Below are 24578 nucleotides of genomic sequence, written 5' to 3'. Positions count from 1 at the left end.
TTTAAGCACCTCCTTCTTCACTTTGTTGGCGTTGGTATTGCTCAGCATACCAACCATTTTGACGGACCAATTCTTCTGGCCGTCCTTCCTCAATCACGCGCCCCTCATCTAAAACAATAACCCAGTCCGCGTGTTGCACCGCAGATAAGCGATGGGTCACAATCACGTTGGTCTTGCCCGCACGAAGTTTCTGGATATTTCCGATGATTTGGCGTTCGGTTTTGGCATCAACTGCCGAAAGAGAATCGTCCAAAATCAAGAGTTCTGGCTCTTTGATTAAAGCTCTTGCAATAGAAATCCTCTGCTTTTGACCGCCTGAGATAGAAACTCCTTTTTCTCCAACCATGGTAGAGAGCCCTTCGCTCATTCGCTCCAAATCATCCGAAAAGGCGGCTGCCTCTACTGCATTAATTATCTGGACAGCCTTGGAATTGGGCTGACCAAAACGGATATTGTCTTCCACACTGCGGGAAAACAATATATGCTCTTGGGGCACGTAGCCCAGCTTATCTTCGAAAACTCTTCGTCGGTAGCTGGTAATCGGGCGATCATTGACTAGATATTGGCCTGTTCCCACAGGATATTGACGTAATAATTGTCTGACCAAGGTCGTCTTCCCACTACCAGTTTTGCCGACAATCCCCAGTGTCTGACCTTTTTCCAAGGTCACTGTGATATGGTCAAGCGCTGGCTGCTGGCTGCCTGAATAGGTAAAACTGTAATCTTCAAAACGGATGCGGTCTAATTCTCCAAATGCGAGCTGACCGTCCTCTTCCATATCATCGGTCGTCTCCATTAGTTCGGTCAGCTTGTCAAAGGCAACCTTTCCAATCTGATAAATCAGAACCATATCCGACAGCACCCACATTGGGTCCATGAGCATGATGGCATAGAGTTGCAGGGCCACGACGTCTCCAAGCTGGAGTTGTCCCTGGGTCATGTAGTGCCCACCAAAACCGACGACAAAAGCGGTACTGAGCCCTAAAAAGGTAAGCGATAACCGGCCATAGGCGGATTGGTAAAACATAATCCTGTCATTTTTCTTGACCAAGTTAGCTGTTTTTTCTTGAAAACGTCTCGCCCCCAACTCTTTTTTTCCGTAAGCGCGGGTCACTCGGATCCCTTCAACCACTTCTAAGACCTCGTTGCTCAGTTGCGCCACAGCTTCCCGAGATTCCTCAGAAGCAATCTCTTGCTTGGCACTGATCAGGTAAACTAGAACGCCTAAGATGATAATAGGCAAGGCAGCCAAAAGCGTAATTTGCCAGGAAATCATGACCATAGCAGGCAAGACAAAGAAAATGGTTCCTAGGGCCGAAAAAATACTCATAACCCCAAAACCGAGTAATTCGGAATAGTCATTGGTGTCATTGGTAAAGCGTGTCAGCATGTCTCCGGAGCGGAATTTTTCATAAAAGGGCGTCCGCATCTGAATCAGCTTACCAAACAGGCGACGGCGTAGGTCAAAGCGATAGCTGCTAGCTTTTCCAAATAAGAGACGAACCCAGATGTGGTCAGCAACATAGGTCACGATTCCAGCATTCAAAACTGTAGCAATGGCCGTTATCAGATTTTCCCGAGTCAGAGTTCCCTGGCTAATGTGATTAATCACTGTCTGAGTCATCTTGGTCGGCACGACAAAAAGCCCATAAGAGACGGTCAGGCCAACGGCCACCACACTATAGGTCATCCAGTTGGTTTTCACGAAAGTCCAGATCGCTGCTAACATGCTCTGGCTCGTCTTTGTTTCCTTCATACATACTCCTTCATCTTCCCTTTTAAATCGTTAACGACTGACTATGATAGCAATACCGCTGCCATATTTCGTTCGCCAATTCTCCACCAGTCAAAGCTACTTTGATAGCACAGCCAGGCTCCGTATCGTGCTTGCAATTGCTAAATTTACAGTCCTCTGCAATCTCATAAATATGACCAAATAAACGCTCTGGATAGAGCCTATCTCTACTGTCAATTCCCTTAAACCCAGGTGTATCAATCAGATATCCCTTGGTTTGTGGCAGAGGGATCATCAGACTAGTTGTCGTGGTATGTTTTCCCTTGCTGTCCTTGCGAACAGCCTGTGTTTGAAATACTTCTTCACCTAGAAAGCTATTGATTAGACTGGTCTTACCAGCCCCAGAACTACCAATCAAGAGTGTTACCCCTTCTTTTGGAAGAAGGTTCTGCACCTCCTGAAGTTGCTCTGGCTGATAGAGACTAACTGGATGGATATGAACCTCTGGATACAAGGCATTAACTTGTGCGATAAAGCCCTTGTAGTTATCATCTAGATCACACTTGGTCAGCAGGACATGAGCATCTAACTCCTCTTGGCCAAAAACCATAAGATACCGTTCTAACTTAGCTAAAGACAGGTTTTGATCGACAGCCAGTAGAATCATGAGTTGATCTACATTTGTAGCCAGTATTTGCTCTTTAGCGGCAAAATGCTCGTCCTTAGCCGTTTTATTTCTGGCTTTTTTGACGATACGGTTCCGCTCGATAAGGCCAGAAATTGTCTGCTCTTTTGCTACCGTATCTAGCCTAACAATATCTCCCACATAATAGCACTCCTTCAACCGCTTTTTATCGATGGATAGGAGACTCCCATCCACTAATCCAACTTGATAGCTACCCTTGGTTTCAGAAACCACGCGCGCGAGTTTTTCGACACCTGTTACTTTTTCTAATAAATAAGCCATTTGCTTCCTTCTTTCCTTATCCTTACTCATTTCATTGCACAAGGATTTTACACACAAAAAATCCTATCCTTCCATGGCAAAAGACACCAGAAAGAATAGGATTCGGCTTTTTAGGTAAAAGGAATTAGGTCAGTTTCCACTTATCTTACAAGTCTAGATCACATTTCTTTGAAGGAGTTATTGCCAACACTGTTGCTGTCATTTTTAATACTGTGTTCATAGTTAAAAACTCCTTTCATTGTTTGATAACGTGTATTAGTTTAGCATGCGAAGCACTTTCTGTCAAGAGAGTTCAGAAAATTTCTGAACGAAAAATCTAAAAAAGCACCCGAACGAGTGCTTTGACTTGTTTAATAGCCATAACCTGAATTAGTGTAGGTTGCCCATGCTTGATCTTCAGCTAATATTTGAGCTGAGGTGTATTGCCCTCGGTAATGATTCCAAACCGATTCATCAGCTCCAGGGAGATACCCATATGCTGGTTGATCATATACGGTTAACCCATAGGCTTCGATAATGCTATTTAGTTTGAGATTGTAGGTCGTATCTGTCGCATAAGTGCCTGTTAACGCTGCTGTCGCATCCCAATAATTAGGCGCATAGGATTTACGGGCTCCTGCATAAAAATCAGTACTTAGCAAATTCGCATAATCGTACATTGACTCAGCCCAGCTATTATAAGCCCTAAATGGCGCATCAATGTAATACGGATTCCCAAAGCCATCGTCTTCCCAGGTTTTCATGGTCACAGAATTGCCATAATAAGACCCTTTGATGCCATAAAGATTGTAACTTGGCCCAAGTGCTAAACCAGACTGACCACTGTGGGATTCTAAAATCGCTTGCGCAATCATAACGGAAGCGTAAAGATCACGTTCTTGTGCAATTTGTCGAGCTCGCTCACCCACTAGATTAATAAAGTTAACAGTGGCATCACCTGTTAGACCCTCTGCTTCTACAGTATTGTTTTCTGACTCGCTAAAAGGATTGCCAAATAAACCAGCAATCATACCGCTTAAAGCCAACCCAGCCATCATCCATTTTTGAGTTCCTTTAGTCATTCTTATCTCCAATTCTTTTTAAATCCTATAATTCTCACTATATCTCAAAGTATAACGAAGGGATTTGACGAATAGAGGACATTCTATGACAATTGTGTAATATTTATTTTACAGATTTTAACAATGGACTTCCCAAAATGACTAAAGTTAGCAAACGGTTTCGTTTTTCTAATAGATATGGTAAACTACTACTATTGCTTTATTCACTAAAAAAAACAATCAATAGGACAATTCATGAAAAAAATATTCTTCCTCATTATTGGGCTACTAACATTTGCACTAGGTACTTTAGGTCTCTACTTACCAGTATTACCGACAACTGTCTTTTACATGATAGCAGCCTACTGTTTCGCTCGGTCATCTGATAAATTTTACAACAAATTAACTGGATCAAAACATTATGACGAATACATCGTCAAACCTTTCATCCATGGCCAAGTTTCTAATCGCAAAAAATCACATATTTTTCTTTCCTTGACCATCGTTTTTGGCCTTAGTATTTTGATAGCACCTCCTATCTGGGTCAAATGGATGCTTGGCGGGATTTACTTGGCCCACATCATAGGCCTGTCTTGGTACTGGGCCTTCAAAACCAAAAAGAAATAACCTAGTCCTCTCAGAAAGTGGACTTAAGCCTCTAAATAGGATAAAATACTGCTATGAAAATCATTATCACATCTGGGGGAACTTCTGAAGCCATTGATTCCGTTCGTGACATTACCAATAAAGCAACTGGCCGTCTAGGACAGGTCATGGCTGAACGCTTTTTAGAGGCGGGACATCACGTCACCTTTGTGACCACTAAACATGCGCTCAAACCCCAACCTCATGATCGGTTAACGCTTCATCTAATTACGAATGTTACTTCCTTAATGGAGACCCTTGAACCACTGGTCAAAACTCACGATGCTATTATTCATGCCATGGCCGTTTCTGACTACACGCCAGTCTACATGACTGATTTTGAGACGGTCTCTGAAAGCAACGACTTATCGCAATTCCTAACAGCCCACAATGCTGAGACCAAAATTTCTTCTTCAGCAGATTACCAGGTTCTTTTTCTGAAAAAGACACCCAAAGTGATCAGTAAGATTAAGAAGTGGAATCCAGCTATTCATTTAATCGGCTTCAAATTATTAGTTGCTGTTTCTCAGCAAGAACTATTTGAAGTGGCGCGTGCAAGCCTAATTAAGAATAAGGCGGATGCCATCGTTGCTAACGACCTGACCGAAATCTCAGCAGATAGTCACAAGGCTTACCTTGTAACAACATCTGAAGCCATACAGACCGAAACAAAACAGGGCATTGCTGAGATGGTTCTTACTTTTTTAAAACAGATTGAGGACGAAAAATAATGAAACGCTTGACATTAGCCGTTACCGGCTCTATTTCAGCCTATAAGGCCGCAGAACTTGTCAGTCAATTGGGAAAACTCGATTATGAGGTCACTGTGTTGATGACCAAATCTGCGACTGCCTTTATCACCCCGTTGACCCTTCAGGTTCTCTCCAAAAATCAGGTTCATCTCGATGTTATGGAAGAACCTCAAGTCGATAAAGTCAACCACATTGAACTTGCAAAACAAACGGACCTTTTTTTGGTAGCCCCAGCTTCAGCTAATACTATCGCTAAATTGGCACATGGGTTAGCAGACGACATCGTTTCATGCGTTGCCCTAGCGCTGCCTGCGGACACACCAAAATTAATCGCTCCTGCCATGAATACTCAGATGTACCAAAATCCCATCACTCAATCTAATCTTGCTACACTGACACAGTATGGCTACGAGGAAATCTTACCTCGGGAAGCACTGCTAGCCTGTGGCGACTTTGGACGCGGTGCTTTAGCAGACCTTTCACTTATCATCGAAACAATTGAGGAGACCCTAAATGCCATCACTCAGTAGAAAAAAACAAGCGAACCAACTGGCGGTTATTGCCATGTTCTTTGCCACAATGTTGGTTATCCATTTCATGACGTCCTTTATCTTTAATGTCATTCCATTTCCGATTAAGCCCACATTGGTTCATGTCCCTGTTATCATAGCCTCTATTATCTACGGTCCTCGTATTGGGGGGATACTAGGGTTTTTGATGGGGATTATCAGCGTTATAGCGAATACATTTGTATTGTTACCAACAAGTTATTTATTTTCACCCTTTGTTCCAAATGGCAGTTTCTTGTCCCTTATCATTGCTATCGTCCCTCGAGTACTGATTGGGATTACGCCCTATTTTGTCTACAAATGGCTCCATCATAAGACTGGACTGATCATCGCTGGTGCGATTGGTTCCATGACTAATACTTTTTTTGTACTAGGTGGGATTTTCATTCTTTTTGCAAATGTCTATTCAGGAGATATTCAAGCAATGTTGGCGGTTGTGTTCGGAGGTAATGCCATCGCAGAAATGCTTATTTCTGCAATGCTTACTTTAGCAATCGTGCCTTCCTTGCAGAAATTAGCTAAAAAAGCATAACTCAAAAAGGCTCCATAATCTCCATAGAGGGAGTTACCCACTACAGAAATTATAGAGCCAAAAAAGTGGTCAATCGTTTTGGAACGATTGCCACTTTTTTATTGCTTAGTCCTAGGGAATTAAGATAATACACTCGAAAATTACTGAAAATTTTTCTGAAATTTTAAATATTTAACTGTTATTTTTACAAAATCATGATATAATGAAAGCGATTAAATATTAAAGGAGCTTTTCCCATGTCCTATCAAGAAAACTACCAAAAATGGTTAGATGCCTCTAACCTTCCTAATGACTTACGTGAAGAGTTGATTTCCATGGATGAAAAAACCAAGGAAGATGCCTTTTACACAAACTTAGAGTTTGGCACGGCCGGTATGCGTGGTATCATCGGTGCAGGAACTAACCGTATCAATATATTCGTGGTACGGCAAGCGACTGAAGGATTGGCCCAACTGATCGAAAGCAAGGGTGAGGACGCTAAAAAACGAGGTGTCGTTATTGCTTATGATAGCCGTCACTATTCACCAGAATTTGCGGATGAGTCAGCTGCCGTTTTAGCGCAGCATGGCATCAAAGCCTATGTTTTCGAAGGACTTCGCCCTACGCCAGAGCTTTCTTTTGCGGTTCGCCATCTCAACACTTGGGCTGGTATCATGATTACTGCCAGCCATAACCCTGCTCCATTTAATGGTTATAAAGTATACGGGGAAGATGGTGGTCAAATGCCTCCAGCAGACGCGGATGCTCTTACGGATTATATTCGTGCCATCCAAGATCCATTTGCGATTGCAGTGGCTGACTTGGACGCCGTCAAAGAAAGCGGACTTGTGGAAGTTATCGGTGAAATAGTCGATGCCGAATACCTAAAAGAAGTAAAATCAGTCAACATCAACCAAGACCTCATTGATCAGTATGGCCGTGACATGAAAATTGTTTATACACCTCTTCACGGAACAGGTGAAATGTTGGCCCGCCGAGCCCTCGCTCAAGCTGGTTTTGAGTCTGTTGAAATCGTTGAAGAACAAGCTGTAGCTGATCCAGATTTTTCAACAGTTAAATCCCCTAACCCTGAAAGTCAGGCAGCTTTTTCCATGGCTGAAGAGCTAGGACGTCAAGTTGGTGCAGATGTTTTAGTGGCAACAGATCCAGATGCTGACCGTCTTGGTGTTGAAATTCGTCAACCAGATGGCAGTTACACCAATCTTTCTGGAAACCAAATTGGCGCAATTATTGCTAAATACATCCTCGAAGCCCATAAGCAAGCTGGTACCTTACCTACTAATGCTGCCCTTGCTAAATCCATTGTTTCAACGGAATTGGTCACTAAAATCGCCGAAAGCTATGGCGCAACCATGTTCAATGTCCTTACAGGCTTTAAATTCATTGCGGAAAAAATTCAAGAATTTGAAGATACTGGCAACCACACTTACATGTTTGGGTTTGAAGAAAGCTTCGGCTATCTGATCAAGCCATTTGTGCGTGATAAGGATGCCATCCAGGCTCTTCTCTTGATTGCTGAAATTGCTGCTTACTATCGCTCTAGAGGCTTGACGTTAGCTGATGGCATTGATGAAATCTACAATGAGTATGGCTATTTCGCTGAAAAAACGATCTCAGTGACCTTGTCAGGTGTTGATGGTGCCGCTGAAATCAAGAAAATCATGGATAAATTCCGTGGAGAAGCTCCAGCCACCTTTGGCAATATTGCAGTAGCGAAAACAGAAGACTTCCAAGAATTAACATCAACCACTGCTGATGGCCAGGTGATTGCTCTTACGACACCACCAAGCAATGTGTTAAAATACACATTGGCGGATGATTCATGGTTGGCTGTACGACCATCTGGTACTGAGCCTAAGATTAAATTCTACATCGCGACAGTCGGAGCTGATCTTGCTGACGCACAAAGCAAAATTGAAGCCATTGAAACTGAAATCAACGCTTTTGTCAAATAGCTTAGACAAAACCCTTAAAAACACCACGCAATCTCATTCTTTGCATGGTGTTTTTGTATTTGAGAGCTAGTAGACCAAGCCAGTTGGGAACTTTCCAGTCAGAAGTCACTATCTCTCTTTCTATGAAAAAAGCAGAGAGGTTTTATAAAAACTGTGAGCGTAGACAAACCATGTTTTCTGTAGTAATAATACTCAAATTTAAATTAATGGATTTTTAGTGAGCGTGGCGAGCAAAAACAGAAACTTTCCGCTGTGATAAAAAGAGCCTGAAACGCAATAGTTTCAGGCTCTCGGTAGTTTTGAGACTTTGGGCTCAAAACTTAGGTTTGCTTTAACAGTCTGGGAGACTGTTAAAGGTTGGAAATAGACCAAGCGATAGCTTGAGTCAGATGTCCGAAGGAAGTCGCTACCGTCCGTTATAACCTAGGGAAAGTTTCAAAAAAAGGCTTTGTCTTCAGTCTGAGGTATTATAAAAACTTTCTGCTTTTTTATTATTTCATTACGCCTGCGGTTAAGGATACACCTTAATATAGGTCCTCTCATGGTAGACCTGCTCGATATCAAAGAGATCTAAGTTTTCTTTTTGAGAAACGATGTAGACGCCCTCTCTTTGGTAATAAGGGATTTCATGCCCATCACGAGAAAATTTAAGCCGCTTCTCATCTAAGAGCACCTCAAATTGAAAACCTTCTTGGTCTTTAGGTGTTCCTACAACCAGAAAATCTTCTGCAACAACTGTGGCGCCCCATTTTTGATAGAGGTGGTTAGCGGCATCGCCATCACGGGTAAAAATAGCTAGCGCTTCTACTTCTTTGGCCATCAAAGCTTGTTCAGCCTGTACAAAGAGTTGCGAAGCAATCCCCATGTTTTGATGATCCGGGTGCACAGCCAAGTTTTCAAAGTAAGCAACCTTATTGGCAGGATGGTAACGATAGGTTTGGCTGATGTCTTCCTGGTAAATATTGATGGTTAACAATCCTAAAACTTGGTCATCTTCAACAGCAATCAAGTCAATCTGATCCTGGTAAACATCCGTGTTCATTTCCTCCTTCTCTCGTGACATGTCGTCAAAAAAGGGTGAAAAAAGATGGCTAAGTGCCTTGGTATAAACCCAGGATTTTTCGTACTCTGAGCTAAATGGGATAATTTTCATTAATAGTCTCCTCCTAGATGAATTATCTCTAGCGTCTGACCGATTGTCCCATTCGGAAATAGGTATGACGCTTACCCCGAATAGCAATGCTGTAGGCCATAAGGTTTTCAGGTTCTGGCATTCGGCCATAGCCACCGTCACCGATATGATGAATGTCACTTCCAACACGCTTATTGCTAAGGGCAAAAGCACGTATCGTGTCCTTATCAGCACTTTCTTGGCTGGTGCCAATGGTTGACATGACAAGACCACCTCGTTTTTTGACAGCTAGGACAGCGTGTCTAGCATCTTCTTCCGTGACGCCAGGGACCGTTCCGACCGCAGGAATAAGGACGCCATCTGCACCCAAGGCCACAAACTCCTCCAAAACAGGGATATTGACAATACTCTCCCCCAGACCAGCGCCATGCATTTTCCCAGCAAAAACGAGTCCTGAAAAATGCGACTTAGCCACCGAAATCGAAGCCTTTATGGCACCGAGCGAGACACCTGTCGAAGGATTCCCTGTCAGCAGGATGAAGTCGACCCCTAGTTTCTCGGCCTGCTCATAGGCTGCGGCAGTGGCTAAACGACCCGCAGACAGGGTTACTTTCTCGTCTTGGACGTCTACTTGGTCATCCACAGGCTCTAAGTTTATGCCGATAGGACGTCCGGTGAGCGCCTTTAGACGAGCAATTGGGCAATCTTCCTCAAAGCCATTGATGTACTGGGTAAAGACATCAAATTCATTTAAAACCAGGAGGTCAGCACCAAAACTTGCCATCATCTCCGCATTGGTCACACCAGCGATCAAGGGCGCTGCAGTCACCACTGTTTCCCCTAAAATAGTACGCCCCTCACTGCTTAGAATCGCAGCTTTTAAGTCAATTGCCGACATGTTTTCAAAGTCACTGGTATAACAAGATAATAAGCGTTTCATCGGAAACCCCTTCTTTTTTAGATAATATAATATTATTATACCATAAATGACATGGAGTTTTAGTTGGATAACTGAACAATAGCCGAGTCCACTATTGTTTTTAAACCCATTGAACAGCTCAAATGTCATAAGATTTTCGCCTTATAGTTTCAAGCTATACCCTGACTCCGTTTTTAACTATTTTTCAAGCCTTGCTTTATCTGCTAAAATGATTCCAATAGATAAAAAGGAGACTCTAAAATGACTCAATCAAAATTTCAATTAGTCGGTTCACTCTTGCGTCCTGCCACTCTTAAGTCCTATAAAACTGAGATTGAACATCGCGATGATATTACCTACCCTTTCTACGATGCCTTACCAGGTTATCAAGAAACAGAAATAGCTGATATCAAACAAGTCATTGCTGATCAAAAAGAAAACGACATCGATATCCTTACGGACGGTGAGTTTGGTCGTTCTATGTGGCATTTGGACTTTGTTTGGGGGCTTAAGGGAATTGAACGATACATTGCTGAGCGGGGATACACCTTTAAAGATCACGATGGAGACCAATTTGAAACCCGGAAAGATATTGGCATTCGTATTACTGAGCCACTGTCAGGTAAAGGACATCATTTCCTTGACATTTATAAGTTAGTGCAAGCTGAAGCTGGTGATCACGAAACCAAACAAACCATTTGGGGACCAGCCCATGCTTATACCGAATTAGCTATTTTTGATGGACTGGCGGGTGAGGGTCAAGTCTACGAAACTAATGAAGCCTTAAAAGCTGGTCTTATCAACGCTTATAAAGAGTTTCTAAAGGAATACAAGGAAATTGGTGGGAAAATCATTCAGTTTGACGATTGTCTGTGGGAACTCTTTGACGAATCAAATCCTGCTTCATTCTTTGCAGATGGTAATGCGGGATTAGCTGAATTAGCAGATGAATTCATTGCCATTAATAACGAAGTCATTGACTATGCACACGAAATTGGGTTGACTGTTTGGACGCACAATTGCCGAGGAAACTACGAAAGTCGCTCTGCCGCAGAAGGCACTTATGAAGCTATTGCTGCTAAATTTTTAAAAGAACAGCGCTACGACCGCTTTTTCCTTGAGTGGGACAGTGAAGTTGCTGGGGATTTGAAAGCTCTTGAAGCTCTTAAGGATCGAGATGCTGAAGTCGTTTTGGGACTGCTTTCATCTAAAACGACTACACTTGATGATGAAAAACGGGCTTTAAAACTCTTGGAAGAAGCCAGTGAAATTCTCCCTAAAGAACGCCTCTTCTTATCTCACCAATGTGGATTTGCTTCATGTGATTCGGGCAACGAATTAGCCACTCCACAACAATGGGCCAAAATCAAACAAGGACAAGAAATTGCTAAGAAATTCTGGCAAAACTAAGCCTAACAAGTTAGAACATCAGGTTGCATTTGTAACCTGGTGCTTTGTATTTTGGCTATGACAGCTTGCAAAAATAGTCTAACTGATTATCAATATAACTACCATGAAACCCCTAACAGGATTTTCATAAATTTAGCCTGATTTATGAAAAAAGATGTCTCACATCACTCATTAATATACTATTTAATGCTTATAGTTTTATATGTCTTAGGATTTTGTAAAAAGTATGGAAATTTTTTTGGAAAAATAATCAAAAAGTACAGAAAACGGTTTCAATTATAGTGAACTTATGCTATAATATAACCATACTAAAATTAAAGGAGTTGGTTGATTTGGCAAACAATAAAATGTTGGCAATGATCCTTGCTGGTGGACGAGGAACACGTTTAGAAGGACTTACCAAAAAAGTCGCTAAACCTGCCGTAGCTTTTGGTGGAAAATATCGGATTATCGATTTTCCACTAAGTAACTGTGCAAATTCAGGTATTGAGGTAGTTGGAGTCCTAACCCAGTATGAATCCGTTCAACTTAACTCCTACGTCGCTAAGTCGCAACGCTGGGGTCTCGATGTGAAAGATTCGGGTATTTTTGTATTACCGCCTCGCGAAAAAATCGGTGGCTTCGGGTTGTACAAGGGTACCGCTGATGCTATCACTCAAAATATCGATTTCATAGATTTTAACGAGCCTGAATATGTCTTGGTGCTTTCTGGGGACCATATTTACAAGATGAATTACGATAAACTCCTAGAAACGCATGAGCGTAACAAAGCTGATGCTACGATTGCAGTTATCGAAGTGCCTATCAAAGAAGCTTCTCGATTTGGTATTATGAATACAGACGAAGACTACCGTATCGAGGAATTTGAAGAAAAGCCATCCGAACCAAAAAGCAATTTAGCTTCTATGGGGATCTACATTTTTAACTGGAAGACCTTGAAAAAATACTTGTTAGAAGATCAAGAGATTGAAGAGTCTACTCATGATTTTGGGCATGACATTATTCCTAAATACCTCGCCGATGGGCTTAGACTTTATGCACACCCTTATAAGGGGTATTGGAAAGACGTTGGTACTGTCAACAGTCTTTGGGAATCTAACATGGATTTATTAGATACGAGCAATGATTTAGATCTGGCTGATCCGACTTGGAGAATTTATTCGGAAGACTCTGGATCTCCAGCGCAAGTGATTGGCAAGGAAGCTGTTGTTAAATCGGCTTATATCGATAAAGGTGCCATTATTGGTGGGCATGTGGAACATTCAGTGATTTCGACAGATGTTCGTGTTGCTAAGGGTGCTGTTGTTAGGAATTCTGTTCTCTTACCTGGTTCTCAAATTGCCAATGATACTACGTTAGATTATGTTATCGTGGCTGATAGAGTGAAGGTTGGACCAGGTGTTGTCCTATCTGGGACACCAGACAATATCTTATTAGTTGATGAAGATATTGCCTATAACAAGGATGACAAGGAGGATTAAAATGCTTAGAAATACTCTAGGAATTGTTAACATTGACGGAAATAACGTTGACTTTGGACCTGAATTTATGCCTCACCGTAGTACACAGGCCTATGGCTTCTTAGGGCGATACCGTGTTATTGATTTTATACTTTCGAATTTTTCTAACTCTGGCATTTCAGAATTTCAAGTCTACATGTCTTCTAAAATGCGCTCTACGATTCAGCACGTCGGAACAGGTGATCAATACAATATCAATACTAAACGAGGCAGATTACGTCTTTTAAACAGCGAAGCGAACGCTACTTCTATTTACCAGCATGATATCAAAGCCTTTACCGATAATTTACGTTATATTGAAGGTTCCAAAAAAGAATATGTATTGATTGCACCAAGTTATTTTGTCTATAGCCAAGATTTTAACAAAGTTGAAGAAAACCATAAAGCAACTGGAGCTGATATCACTGTTCTTTACAAAAACATCAGCGATGCCAAAGAAGCCTTTATCGGCTGTGACACCTTAAAGTTTGATACGAAAAAACGCATTGTTGGATTTGAAGAAAACCATGGTAAGTATAAAAACCGTCAAGTTTCTTTAGAAGCCTACTTCATGAAACGTACACTTTTCATTGAACTCATCAAGAGAGCCAATAAGGTATCCTCACTATACTGGTTTAAGGAAATCCTTGCTGATGTGGTCAATGATTATAAAATGGTTGGCTATGCACACCGAGATTATGTAGCTTGTATCAATACGATTGAGTCTTACTACAAGACTCAGATTGATCTCATCGACCCTGATAATCGCAGACTTCTCTTCAAACCAAACTGGCCAATCCATACTCAAACGACTGATAGCTCACCAACCCTGTACGGACCGCTCGCTGAAGTATCAGGCAGTTTGATTTCCAATGGTGGTATCATCAATGGCCAAGTTCAAAATTCTGTTATTGATCGTGATGTTGTCATAGAAGACGGCGTTGTCGTTAAGAATGCTATTATTTTAAATGGTGTAACCGTTCGTTCGGGTGTAACGATTGAAAATGCCATCATTGATAAAGAAACTGAGATCAAGCACTCGATTGATATCAATGGAACACCTGAAACGCCCGTTTATATCAAACCACGTGAAATTATTTAATTGACAATTTTACGGTTATTCATTAGCCTTATAAAGCATTAATGGGTAATAGTCGGAGCTAGGCTTAGTCCTTGCTCCGATTTCCTTTAACCCATCGTATTTGAAGAAAGGATTCTATTGTGTCACAATCTATTTTATTTGTTGCTTCAGAAGGTCTTCCCTATATCAAAAGTGGAGGATTGGCAGACGTTATTGGCTCCTTACCCAAAGAGCTAGCTAAAAGTGGAGCTGATGTTCGTGTGGTCCTTCCACTCTACAAAAAAATGGCCATCAATGACCATGACCGTTTTGATTATGTTGTCAGTTATGATGTCAATGCAGGAAATATCCATACCATGGCCAATGTTTACAAGGAAGTCCGTGATGGGGTCACTTTTTACTTCATTGAGCACAGAGATATTTTTGAACGTGATGACCTTTATGGCTACGGTGACAACGCTTACCGCTTCGGTTTTTTCCAACACGCTACTTGTCGGCTCTTAGAAGCCCTCAGCTTTTTCCCTGATGTGATTCACACCCATGATTGGCATACAGCCGCAATTCCCTTCTTATGCCGAACATTTTACAGTTATCGCGAGGAATTTCGCAATATCAAACATGTCTTAACCATTCATAACCTTGCCTTTCAAGGGGTCTTTCCGGAGCATGAACTATGGGCTAGTCTGGGAATGGACTACGGCTATTTCCGAGATGGTACTGCTCGCTACTACGACGATCAGATTAGTTTTATGAAACTTGGTATACTCTATGCAGATAAGGTCACCACTGTTTCCAATACCTATGCTCAAGAAATATTAACAGATGAGTTTGGTGAGAACATGCAACATGTTCTCGGACTACGTTATTTTGATCTTTCTGGAATCGTCAATGGCATTGATTATGATGTTTGGGATAGTCAAACAGATTCAGCACTTGCCAAGAATTATGGTTTAGAGACGATTGAGAATAAAGTTGCTAATAAATTAGCCCTTCAAGAGCAATTTGGGTTACCACAAGATAAAGACACGATACTTGTTGGTGTAGTTTCACGCCTCACTTGGCAAAAAGGCTTCTATCTCATGGTTGAAAAATTACCAGAAATGCTTCAAGCACGCGTTCAATTTGTTGTATTAGGAAACGGGGAAACCAACATCGAAAACACCTTTAATTACTATAAAGAAGCCTACCCTGAGAAATTTGCTTTTTATCAAGGCTACAACGAGACCCTAGCCCATCAGATTTATGCTGGGAGCGACCTCTTCTTTATGCCATCCATGTTTGAACCTTGTGGCATTAGCCAATTGATTGCTATGCGCTATGGCTCGTTGCCGTTGGTCAGAGAAACTGGTGGATTGAAGGATACTGTCTCTCCTTATAACCAGTTCAACCAAGAAGGCACTGGTTTTGTCTTTACAGGCAAATCAGCCGATGCCATGCGAATGGTCTATGACTACGCCTTAGACACCTACTACAACCGCCCTCAGGATTGGCAGGCTCTCATTAAGAATGCCATGAGCAAGGATGTTAGCTGGCAAGTGTCCGCAGAATCCTACTTAAACCTTTATCAAGGAATAACGCGCTAAGAAAGGGGAGATTATGACCCAATTCGGAGAACAAGATCTGTATTTTCTTAATACGGGTCAGCATACAAATCTATATGAAGTCATGGGCGCTCATATCGTCAAAGAGCGCAACAAGATTCTAGGGACAGAGTTTCGAGTTTTTGCTCCTAATGCTAGGGAAGTCTTTGTCATAGGTGAATTTAACGATTGGCAAAAAACACATCCGATGACCTCTGACGGAACTGGGATATTTGACTGTTACATTGCAGATGTCAAATCACAAGTTCTTTATAAATACTTACTGGTTACCCATGATGGTCAAGAAATCACTAAGGCAGACCCTTATGCTTTCTATAGCGAAACTCGTCCAGGTACTGCTTCTTCAACCTACAATTTTAGATACAAATTCAAAGACAATGACTGGATGTACCAGCGAGTTGACTATGATTTCAAATCTTCTCCAGTCTCTATATATGAACTGCATTTAGGCTCTTGGAAACGTCGGTCAGATGAACAGCCCGATGATGCCGCACCTCTTGATTACTTCTTTTCTTATAAAGAGTTGGCTCCCCTTGTTATTGAACATGTGAAAGACCATGGCTTTACTCACATTGAACTCATGCCCATTATGGAGCATCCACTGGACGCATCTTGGGGGTATCAGGTGACGGGCTACTACAGCGCAACCAGTCGTTACGGTAAGCCAGATGACTTGAAATATTTTATCGACCAGTGCCATCAGGCTGGAATTGGTGTGATTTTAGATTGGGTTCCTCTTCATTTTTGTAAAGATGCCCATGGGCTTTACATGTTTGATGGAAGTCCCCTTTATGAATATAGCCAAGAGCATGATAGAGAAAATCATCAATGGGGGACTGCAAATTTTGACCTTGGCAAAGGATCAACCCAAAGTTTCCTTCTATCCAATATCAAATACTGGTTAGAGCAATTCCACTTTGATGGCATTCGGGTAGATGCCTTATCCTATCTCATTTATTGGCGTGGGGAGACTGACGAAGATAAAATCAATCATGCTGCCCTAGAATTTATCAAACGGGTCAATGCACTTGTTCATACCGAGTTTAAGGGCGTGATGATGATTGCTGAAGATTCCTCTAGCTACCCTAAAGTCACTCATCCTTTAGACGACGGTGGGCTCGGTTTTGACCTCAAGTGGGATTTGGGATGGATGAACGATACGCTGAGCTTTTTTGAACGCCAGCCAATCCATAGAACCTACCATAGCAATGAAATAACCTTTGGCATGTTTTACCATCATAATGAACAGTTTATTTTGCCACTATCGCATGATGAAGTTGTCCATGGCAAGCTCTCAATTGTTGAAAAAATGCAAGGCTCTTACGAGGATCAATTTCATCAAGCGAGGGCTTACTATGCCTACTTCTATGCTCATCCCGGGAAAAATCACCTTTTTATGGGGAACGAATGGGCCCATGTGAGAGAATGGCACGAATACCGACAAATGGATTGGTTTTTACTGGATTATCCCATTCATCAAGCCTTTCATGATATGATGAAAACCTTAACCAAGTTTTATCATGATAATGATGCCTTATGGGCTAAGGATTTCCAACCGGAGACTTTTGAATGGGCTAAAATCGATGCCAGTGCTAATTTCTACGCCTTCCGTCGCTTTAGTGATGACCAAGAACTCTTAATCGTCAATAATTTTAACGATCAAAACCTTTATGAAGTTGAGCTCGAGTTGCCTGATAATTCTGAATATCGTTTGGTATTTTCGTCAAATGCCATCCCTACAGAAAGTTTTAACCTTTATGTCAAAGACGGAAAAACCCATCTCACCATCCCGCGCTTTACAACCTACTACTTAGAGCGCGTGATGACTAATATTCTTTAATAAGTTTTTGAATGAGATAATGTAGTTAGAACTAATAATTATCATATCAATCAATTTCTCAATGTGATTTTCAAAGGAAAATAATACAGAGTGACCTTCTAATAAGTAGTCAATACGTCAACTAACTACTCATTACTACACAAAGAAAGCACCAAACCTCTCTGATAGGGTTCGGTGCTTTCTTTTTAAAATTCGTTAAACTAATTAATCATCAGACAAGATGACTTAATTAAAGATGCTATCGTTAAATTCATTTGTCAAAGCTTTGTAAGCAATGAATAAATCACGTTTGAAGTTCATGATCTTAGTATCATTTCCTTCGCTAACTAATTGATTCATTGTGTTCTGAATTTGATCAAAGCTTGTGAATTCGTATCGTTGACGTTGAGAAGTGAATGCAATGGCCTTAATAGAATCCTTTTGCTGAATACGTTGGTTAAACATTGCTTTCTTAAATTCATTTAGATTTTCATAATCACCATTAAAGATTGCTCTGACAGCATCAGTGTCGTTAGTATATTGGCCTGAAACATATGGCACAAAACCATCATGATACCCTTTATACGCTAACATTTCATAAGCTGTACGACGGAAGGTAAAGGCACCTGATATACCTTGAGGGTTCTCTTCAAGACTATAGAATTGATCGAACATATTAACAGAATTGTACCCTCCAACCGTATATGACTTACCATCTGCTTTATAACGTCGACTGACAGCTATACTATTATCAACAAAGTCATCAATTGATTTGAGTGGTGTCTCAGTTAGTTCTTCAGAAGTTATGGCAATAAATTGGTCACTATTATGAATAGAATCTTTACCAGCTCTGGCTATTGGTTTTAAACGTGTTAATCTTGTAGCTTGGACTTCAGGAGATAGTTTAATCAAAGCTTCTGCTTCTGCATAATCCAGGAGATAAAGGACATCCATAACTCCTTTAAAGTAATCCTGTAAGTCTTTTGCAGATTGGAAGCGCTCAGGAGATGCATTATACTCCGGCATAGGATTATTCTCAACCGTGTTAACATGATAGTGGTTGATACTGAAGCTATTGCGAATACGATTTTGATCACCACGAGGAGCCTGAAGAAGTCCTTCTGGATAAGCTTCACCATTTGAACCAATTCTATGGCCCTTTTGGCTTAGGTAAACACTTTTATCTAAAACGTGTACAAATTCGTGTGTCCATATTGAACCACCTGTACCTAGAGTCTTTGTCATAGAGTTGTTATCATCAGTTGCCAAAGCATTCATGATAACAAATACGACTTTAGTACCATTAGAGAAAGCTTCTGTGTTATTCGGTCTAAAGTATCGACCAGTCGGACCAAAAAATGTATTGACTGCTTCTGTGGTATTATTTCCAGAAGCATTAGACCAATCACCATGGTACCAATTCGAGTAATTATTTTTATAGAAATAATAATTGTCCCAAACAGGAATTTGCCCATCCAATAGTTTTTCCTTGACACTATCATCTACTGTACGATACCAGAAGCCCCAATGCGCTGCTTGATTGATAGCTTCTTTTTTAACAAGTTCTTTAAAAGTAGCTACATTCTTCTCATAATTGGCTTCATCATTAATATCGAAGTATGATTCAAGAGAACCGAACTGTATACTATTCATTGTTGAAATGATATATACTCGATCTTTTTTAGCGGTCAAAAGAGGTAAAATCATATTGCTATAATCGCGTGTATTTCCCTGTGCAGTTGTCTGGAAGATTGTCATCTTGTTGAGTTTATCATACAAGGCTAGCATATTAATTTCCTTGCCTTCGATATCAGTCGGCACTTCTTCAATGATAGCTTTTGCTGAATCCGCAAACCAATCAGCATCCGTCATTTCAGGAGCAAAGCGTTCCCTGAAGGCTGTCAGATAGTCTGTTAAACTTTCTGATTGAATCGACATATTTTCACCAACAAATGTAGGTGTTTTTCGGTCATTATTAACAGGATTAAGTGCAGTATACCCTGAGGATCCAACCTTAATGAGCCAATCTAGTGTTTCAACTGGTTTCCCGAAGAAATCCTGTTGGAATGTAACAATATCCTTAACATTTGTCTTATCAAAATCAATATTGTACCAGCGTTGGATATAAGATAAACCTAATAAAAGTTCAGCTTTATTATTCTTAATCTTTTGGGTAGCAGCTTGCCTATCACCGTATACTGTAGAAGTACCTAAGACATTTTTTAGAATCTGTTCAAGATTTTCTTGTGTTTCTGTGAATGACTCTCTTAGATATAATTTTTCAATCATGTCATCTTTTGTACCAGTTGGAGATGACAAAGCTTTCCATACTTCTTCACTCGTATAAGAAATTCCCCTCAATTCTTCGAGTACATCTGTTACTATACTTTCATAACTGCCAACAAATTGATCTGTAGTGTATAGGATACTGTCAGTCTCAGAACCCAAGGTATACTCAGCGATTTTAGTATCCTTAAAAATTTCTTTAAATGTGATATCACGATATTCAATCGTACCATCACTATAATTTAACATCAATTTATTTATACGTTCATTTTGACCAGACACATCTGATATTATTTCACTGTCAGCCATAGGAGTAGCTGATAGCAGTACTTTTGTATAAAGGTTATCGGTGGGTTGGACTTTATTCCCTTGTTTAACTAGATAATTCTTATTATAAAATGGTAACAGTTTTTCCATATTATAATAAGCCTGTTTATGTTCAGTTTGGTAACCATTTACTTTCGAATAGTCAGTCGTATAGGTATTTGATATAAATTGCGTAGAATCAGCGATATTGGCGTTCATCTGAGTCCAACTACGGAGGGTCTCTTTTACTGATTCTTCACTAACTAAGGTCTCTCGAGCTGTATTACTTACGCCAGATGCTAATCCTTCAACTACAGTTTGTTTCGGCACATTAGTTCTAGCATTACCCACAGACATATTTCCATTGGTAACTTCCATTGCAGTTATATTATTAGCGAATGTTCCGCCATTAATCTCACCAACTAATCCGCCAGCCAAACCTTGAGACCAAACACCACCATTGTAAACCGTAACATCCTTATCGACAATAACTTTATTTAATCTTCCTTCTGCATAGTTATTAGATGCATTTGTAGCACTACTAGCACCATAGAAATAACCGGTGAGACCGCCTGCATATAAATAACGAGTACCAGTGACAACAATGTCAGCGTCAACCTTAGAGTAATTCAGTCTACTAGTGCCACTAAAATGTCCAGCTATCCCACCGACGTAACTATCGGCATTTCGGAAATATCCACCCTGAACATATCGCGCATTGGCATTATCCGAATTCAAGGATCCGGAATAACGAACATTAGTAAGATTAGCCCCGTTAACCTGTCCAATTAGACCACCAACATACATTTGGTAAGAAGTATTAGCATCTAAAGATGCATCATATGGCCCTGGCACATAACTCACTTCGATGTCACCTTGGGCAGCAACGTTGGAAACAGTAGTTCCATTTTGAGCTGTTCGAGCAAGAGAACCAACTTTATAATCATGCGAGTCAATATTAATTGATTTAAGATCTAAGTCATTGATGGTCGCTTTATCGAGTACATCAAAAAGAGGTAATTTTAAATCAAAAATCGCAAACTTCTTCTCACTATTTAGACCTGTAAGACTTCCTGTAAAAGGTTTTGTAATATAAGCAGTCTGTCCAGCTTTAACATCAATCCCCTCAGCCGATAAGTCATTCGCTAAAACATATGCACCAGCAGGATCATTTTCTATTTTAGAGAGCAATTCTCTGAAAGTCTTGATTCCTTCTAAAGCGGTGTCTTGCTTAGCGACATAGAAGGTATAATTTGACTCATAACCATCATAGTTCTCATCTTGGTTTAAGAGAGGATGGGTAGCCGTTACTTTAAAGGCTTCTTTGCCATCTGTTGTTGTTGCAGCTTCTATACTTGTGACGCTAAGCTGGACATCTTTGAAGCGATCGGACTTGACTTTCAAGAAATAGGATGATAAGTCTGAAGGCGCCTCAGCTAGTGACATGATTTTAGAGTAATGAAGTTCACCACTATCAGTCGCATAAAGTGCAGCTTCAGTGATGTCTTTAAACTCCAACATCTTATCAGTGTATTTTACGACCACTTCAGTAGAGACTGAATTAGGTGTTACCGTTTCAAGATCTACCTTATCCTCATATGGAATAAACCCTTCTACGGTAGGAGAGATAACTTCTGCATGCGTGTCCGATTCAATGTTCCATGCGCCAGGAGTAACTTCGCTAGTGGCTTGATTTGTCGTAACGATCCGTTTGAAAGTTACTGTTTGAATAACAGGAGCATGTACCGTTTCGCCAGTTTCTTCGTTGACGAAAGTAATGGTCCTTGTAATTTCTTTAGTTTCTTCGGATTCAACAGCATTTTCAGTGTAAGTTACAACTACGGTAGTATCCGTGCTATCTGAAGTCGTTTCTAAGGCTTCTACATTAGCTGGTTCAGCTGTATAGCCCTCTAGTGGTTTACTTTCAACAGCATCAAATGTCGCATTATCACTTTTCCATTCGCCAGGAGTCACTTCACCAGTCACTTCGTTTCTGGTATTGACACGTTTGTAAGTTACAGTTTGAACCAATGTTTCAAAAGCCTCTGTTTGATCAGCTTTAAGATATTTAATAGTTCGCGAAATGGTTTTTGTCTCTGGTTCCTGAGACATATTGGCCTTATAGGTCACCGTTACAGGGGTAACAGCAACTTCGGGATTAGCTGCTAGAGTAGGTACTTCTTCTAAATCGGCTGTATGATTTTCAACAAATGGTGATTTAATGGCTTCAAAGTAACCATCTTTTGTTTCCCACTCAGTATATACAGTGAGATTAGTCGCAGGATTCGTTGTAGCTGTACGGGTATAGGTTACTTCTTGTTCTACTGCTTCTGAAACTGGTTTGCCAGCTTCATCAACATATGAAATAACACGCTTAACGGTTTTCGTTTCTGTGGTTGAAGTTTCTTCTTCATTATACACAACTTGAACCGTTTGATTACCTTCAGAAACACTTGCTTGCGCTGCTTCTACAATGGATTGAGTTGCTGTATAATTTGAAATTTCTGGAACGGTTAACGCCGTAAAGTTATCAGTAGTTTCCCACTCCGTGTAACGAATCGAACCGTCTGATTCAGTCGTTTTCAGACGCGTAAAGGTCACTGACTGAATGACTGGTTCAGCTATTGTATTCCCATTTGGATCCACAAATTGAATTGTACGGGTGATAACTTGTTGTTCTGTCTCTTCAACAGAGGTTTCAATTGGCTGTTCAGTTGTTAAGGTACCTTTGTAGATTTTTTTAGGTGTGGCAAGAACCTCTTCAACAACTTCTCCTGTAGTCGAAACAACAATACCATCTTCAGTGATTGTTGTTATAGCTGTTTTGCGATACCCTTCGACAGCACTTTCTTCACGAGTTTCACCCTCTGGCAACATTGGATCTTCTAAATAGAGGATCTCATCACTTGTTAGTGTTTCAATAACTTCCTCTGTTTGAATTTCTCTTGAAGGGATAAGTTCTGGAACAAAGGTTTCTACTGGCTCGGTGTTAGTTGGTGCACTGCTATTGCGACGGATGCGTTTCGGTGTAGCTGGTGTCTCTGAAATAATTTGGCTTGTTTCAGAGATAACGACGTTATTTTGAGTTGTCGTTGTATATTCAGTAACCCGTATACCATTAATTGCCTCATTTTCAATAATCTCTTCGCCAGGCTCTAAGCTTGAATCTTCAATGTATTCAATAACTGACGACGTCAAGACCTCCTCAACGCGACGAATCGATACAGCTGTTGGTTGAGGTTTTGTAACAACTGGCTTAGTTCCACGTCTTACAATCTGAAAAACTGGCTCTTTTAGGACCTGAGTGGAGATGACTTCACCGTTTTGTGTTTTAATTTCACGGCTACCATCTGCACCTTGTGTTAAGGTAATTTCGTTACCCTGCTCGAGGGTATCATCATCTTGATAGACAATTTCAAATGGAATGGCTTCAACGGTAGTAATGATTGGTGCTATTTCAATGACTGGCTCTTCATCGTCTTTGACAATTGGACGGCTCGGAGGAGCGGGCGTTTCTACCGGAACCCATTCTTCTGTGACAGTTGTTGTATCAACAGGTGTTGGTTCTTGTACAGCTGTTGTGACGGTATTCCCCTCGGTTGTAGTAACCTCAACAGGAGTTGCTTCTTCCTCTTCGGGTGAAATAGGGTCTGCAAGGATGTAACCAATGAATTCGTAGTTATCAATGGTGAGAACGCTATCAGGTATAGTTTGTCCGATAGCTAAGGACTCTTGAGTGTCTAGATAAGACAAACTTCCTTTTGCGATTGCTGAGACGGATAACGATCCTCCAGCGGTGATCAAAAGGATGCTTGAAACCATCCACTTCTTCTTGTTCTTATGTAACGTTAGTCCTAAGACAAGAAAAAGCGCGCCTACTCCTGCAGCAATATGGCTTCCAGTAACCATTCCTGTTTTTGGAAGTGTCGATGTATTTGACTCACGATAAACCATATAGTAAGTTCCGAACGAACCTACTTTTTTAGCATCTTGATCAATAGATTGCGTAATCAGAGTCTTTTCAGACTCTGTTAACTCATTTTCAAGCACATATCGAAAATCGATAGTTACATTTTCACTAACTTGAGCCGGTTGCTCCGTTAGCTGGTTGGCTTGAATGGCCTGTTGCGGCGCAACCATAAATAAGCCACTACCGATGACAGCAGAGGCAACTCCTATTTTAAATTTTCGGATCGAAAATTTTTCTCTTTTTTCTTTTTGAAACATTTTTCACCTTTTATGAATTAATGATAGACTTACAGAATCTAAACGCTCAACTATGAAAAAAGAAGGTTTAAATTTTCAAAATCTACTATATCATTATACCATA

At 40.8% G+C, this 24578-nt stretch carries 16 protein-coding genes; 10 read left to right on the top strand and 6 right to left on the bottom strand.

Annotation, left to right across the window (positions count from 1 at the left end; all coding sequences use genetic code 11):
- Position 1 precedes the first annotated feature (1 nt).
- From J2S23_RS01505 to J2S23_RS01495, 3 genes are all read right to left on the bottom strand, one after another.
- Positions 2–1729: an ABC transporter ATP-binding protein gene (locus J2S23_RS01505; protein WP_307121057.1), complete on the bottom strand. Its 1728-nt coding sequence runs from the start codon at positions 1727–1729 to the stop codon at positions 2–4.
- Positions 1730–1778: 49 nt separating this feature from the next.
- On the bottom strand, positions 1779–2702 hold the full coding sequence (rsgA, locus tag J2S23_RS01500) for a ribosome small subunit-dependent GTPase A (protein ID WP_307120993.1): 924 nt from the start codon (positions 2700–2702) through the stop codon (positions 1779–1781).
- A 350-nt stretch (positions 2703–3052) separates the two neighbouring features.
- Complete coding sequence (locus tag J2S23_RS01495; RefSeq protein ID WP_307120992.1) at positions 3053–3763, bottom strand: glucosaminidase domain-containing protein; 711 nt, start codon at positions 3761–3763, stop codon at positions 3053–3055.
- A gap of 234 nt (positions 3764–3997) precedes the next feature.
- Between J2S23_RS01495 and J2S23_RS01490 the strand changes: the two genes are divergently transcribed.
- The 5 genes from J2S23_RS01490 (at position 3998) to J2S23_RS01470 (ending at position 8195) form a co-directional block, all read left to right on the top strand.
- Positions 3998–4369 (top strand): YbaN family protein, encoded by a 372-nt coding sequence (locus tag J2S23_RS01490; RefSeq protein WP_307120991.1) that lies wholly within the window; start codon positions 3998–4000, stop codon positions 4367–4369.
- A 53-nt stretch (positions 4370–4422) separates the two neighbouring features.
- Positions 4423–5118 carry a phosphopantothenate--cysteine ligase gene (locus J2S23_RS01485; RefSeq protein WP_307120990.1) on the top strand — a complete coding sequence of 232 codons (696 nt, stop codon included), beginning with the start codon at positions 4423–4425 and terminating at the stop codon, positions 5116–5118.
- On the top strand, positions 5115–5669 hold the full coding sequence (gene coaC, locus J2S23_RS01480) for a phosphopantothenoylcysteine decarboxylase (protein ID WP_307121056.1): 555 nt from the start codon (positions 5115–5117) through the stop codon (positions 5667–5669). The genes J2S23_RS01485 and coaC overlap by 4 nt, the downstream gene beginning before the upstream one ends.
- Positions 5653–6240, top strand: a complete 588-nt coding sequence (locus J2S23_RS01475; RefSeq protein ID WP_307120989.1) for an ECF transporter S component — start codon at positions 5653–5655, stop codon at positions 6238–6240. Before coaC ends, J2S23_RS01475 begins: the two co-directional genes overlap by 17 nt.
- A 236-nt stretch (positions 6241–6476) precedes the next feature.
- Entirely contained in the window at positions 6477–8195 is a 1719-nt protein-coding gene (locus J2S23_RS01470) for a phospho-sugar mutase (protein WP_307120988.1), read from the top strand.
- A 511-nt stretch (positions 8196–8706) separates the two neighbouring features.
- Here the strand turns inward: J2S23_RS01470 and J2S23_RS01465 are convergent.
- Positions 8707–9348: a GNAT family N-acetyltransferase gene (locus J2S23_RS01465; protein ID WP_307120987.1), complete on the bottom strand. Its 642-nt coding sequence runs from the start codon at positions 9346–9348 to the stop codon at positions 8707–8709.
- Between the two features lie 28 nt (positions 9349–9376).
- Positions 9377–10267: a DUF7916 family protein gene (locus J2S23_RS01460; RefSeq protein WP_307120986.1), complete on the bottom strand. Its 891-nt coding sequence runs from the start codon at positions 10265–10267 to the stop codon at positions 9377–9379.
- A 240-nt stretch (positions 10268–10507) separates the two neighbouring features.
- Here J2S23_RS01460 and J2S23_RS01455 point away from each other — a divergent pair, with 240 nt between their 5' ends.
- The 5 genes from J2S23_RS01455 (at position 10508) to glgB (ending at position 17677) form a co-directional block, all read left to right on the top strand.
- Entirely contained in the window at positions 10508–11656 is a 1149-nt protein-coding gene (locus tag J2S23_RS01455; RefSeq protein ID WP_307120985.1) for a cobalamin-independent methionine synthase II family protein, read from the top strand.
- 332 nt (positions 11657–11988) lie between these two features.
- The gene (locus J2S23_RS01450) at positions 11989–13137 is read left to right on the top strand and encodes a glucose-1-phosphate adenylyltransferase (RefSeq protein ID WP_307120984.1); all 1149 of its coding nucleotides are present in this window, start codon (positions 11989–11991) and stop codon (positions 13135–13137) included.
- Position 13138: 1 nt separating this feature from the next.
- Entirely contained in the window at positions 13139–14257 is a 1119-nt protein-coding gene (glgD, locus tag J2S23_RS01445) for a glucose-1-phosphate adenylyltransferase subunit GlgD (protein ID WP_307120983.1), read from the top strand.
- Between the two features lie 119 nt (positions 14258–14376).
- Positions 14377–15819 carry a glycogen synthase GlgA gene (gene glgA, locus J2S23_RS01440; protein ID WP_370868685.1) on the top strand — a complete coding sequence of 481 codons (1443 nt, stop codon included), beginning with the start codon at positions 14377–14379 and terminating at the stop codon, positions 15817–15819.
- Between the two features lie 13 nt (positions 15820–15832).
- The gene (gene glgB / locus J2S23_RS01435) at positions 15833–17677 is read left to right on the top strand and encodes a 1,4-alpha-glucan branching protein GlgB (protein ID WP_307120982.1); all 1845 of its coding nucleotides are present in this window, start codon (positions 15833–15835) and stop codon (positions 17675–17677) included.
- A 225-nt stretch (positions 17678–17902) separates the two neighbouring features.
- On the opposite strand, the gene J2S23_RS01430 is transcribed toward glgB, so the two are convergent.
- Positions 17903–24475 (bottom strand): ZmpA/ZmpB/ZmpC family metallo-endopeptidase, encoded by a 6573-nt coding sequence (locus J2S23_RS01430; RefSeq protein WP_307120981.1) that lies wholly within the window; start codon positions 24473–24475, stop codon positions 17903–17905.
- Between the last annotated feature and the right edge of the window lie 103 nt (positions 24476–24578).

Origin of the sequence: Streptococcus moroccensis (assembly GCF_030812835.1) — a bacterium.
In the GTDB taxonomy this organism is placed as follows: domain Bacteria; phylum Bacillota; class Bacilli; order Lactobacillales; family Streptococcaceae; genus Streptococcus; species Streptococcus moroccensis.
Note: the sequence above shows the minus strand (reverse complement) of the source record. Positions and strands in the feature narration are given on the sequence as shown.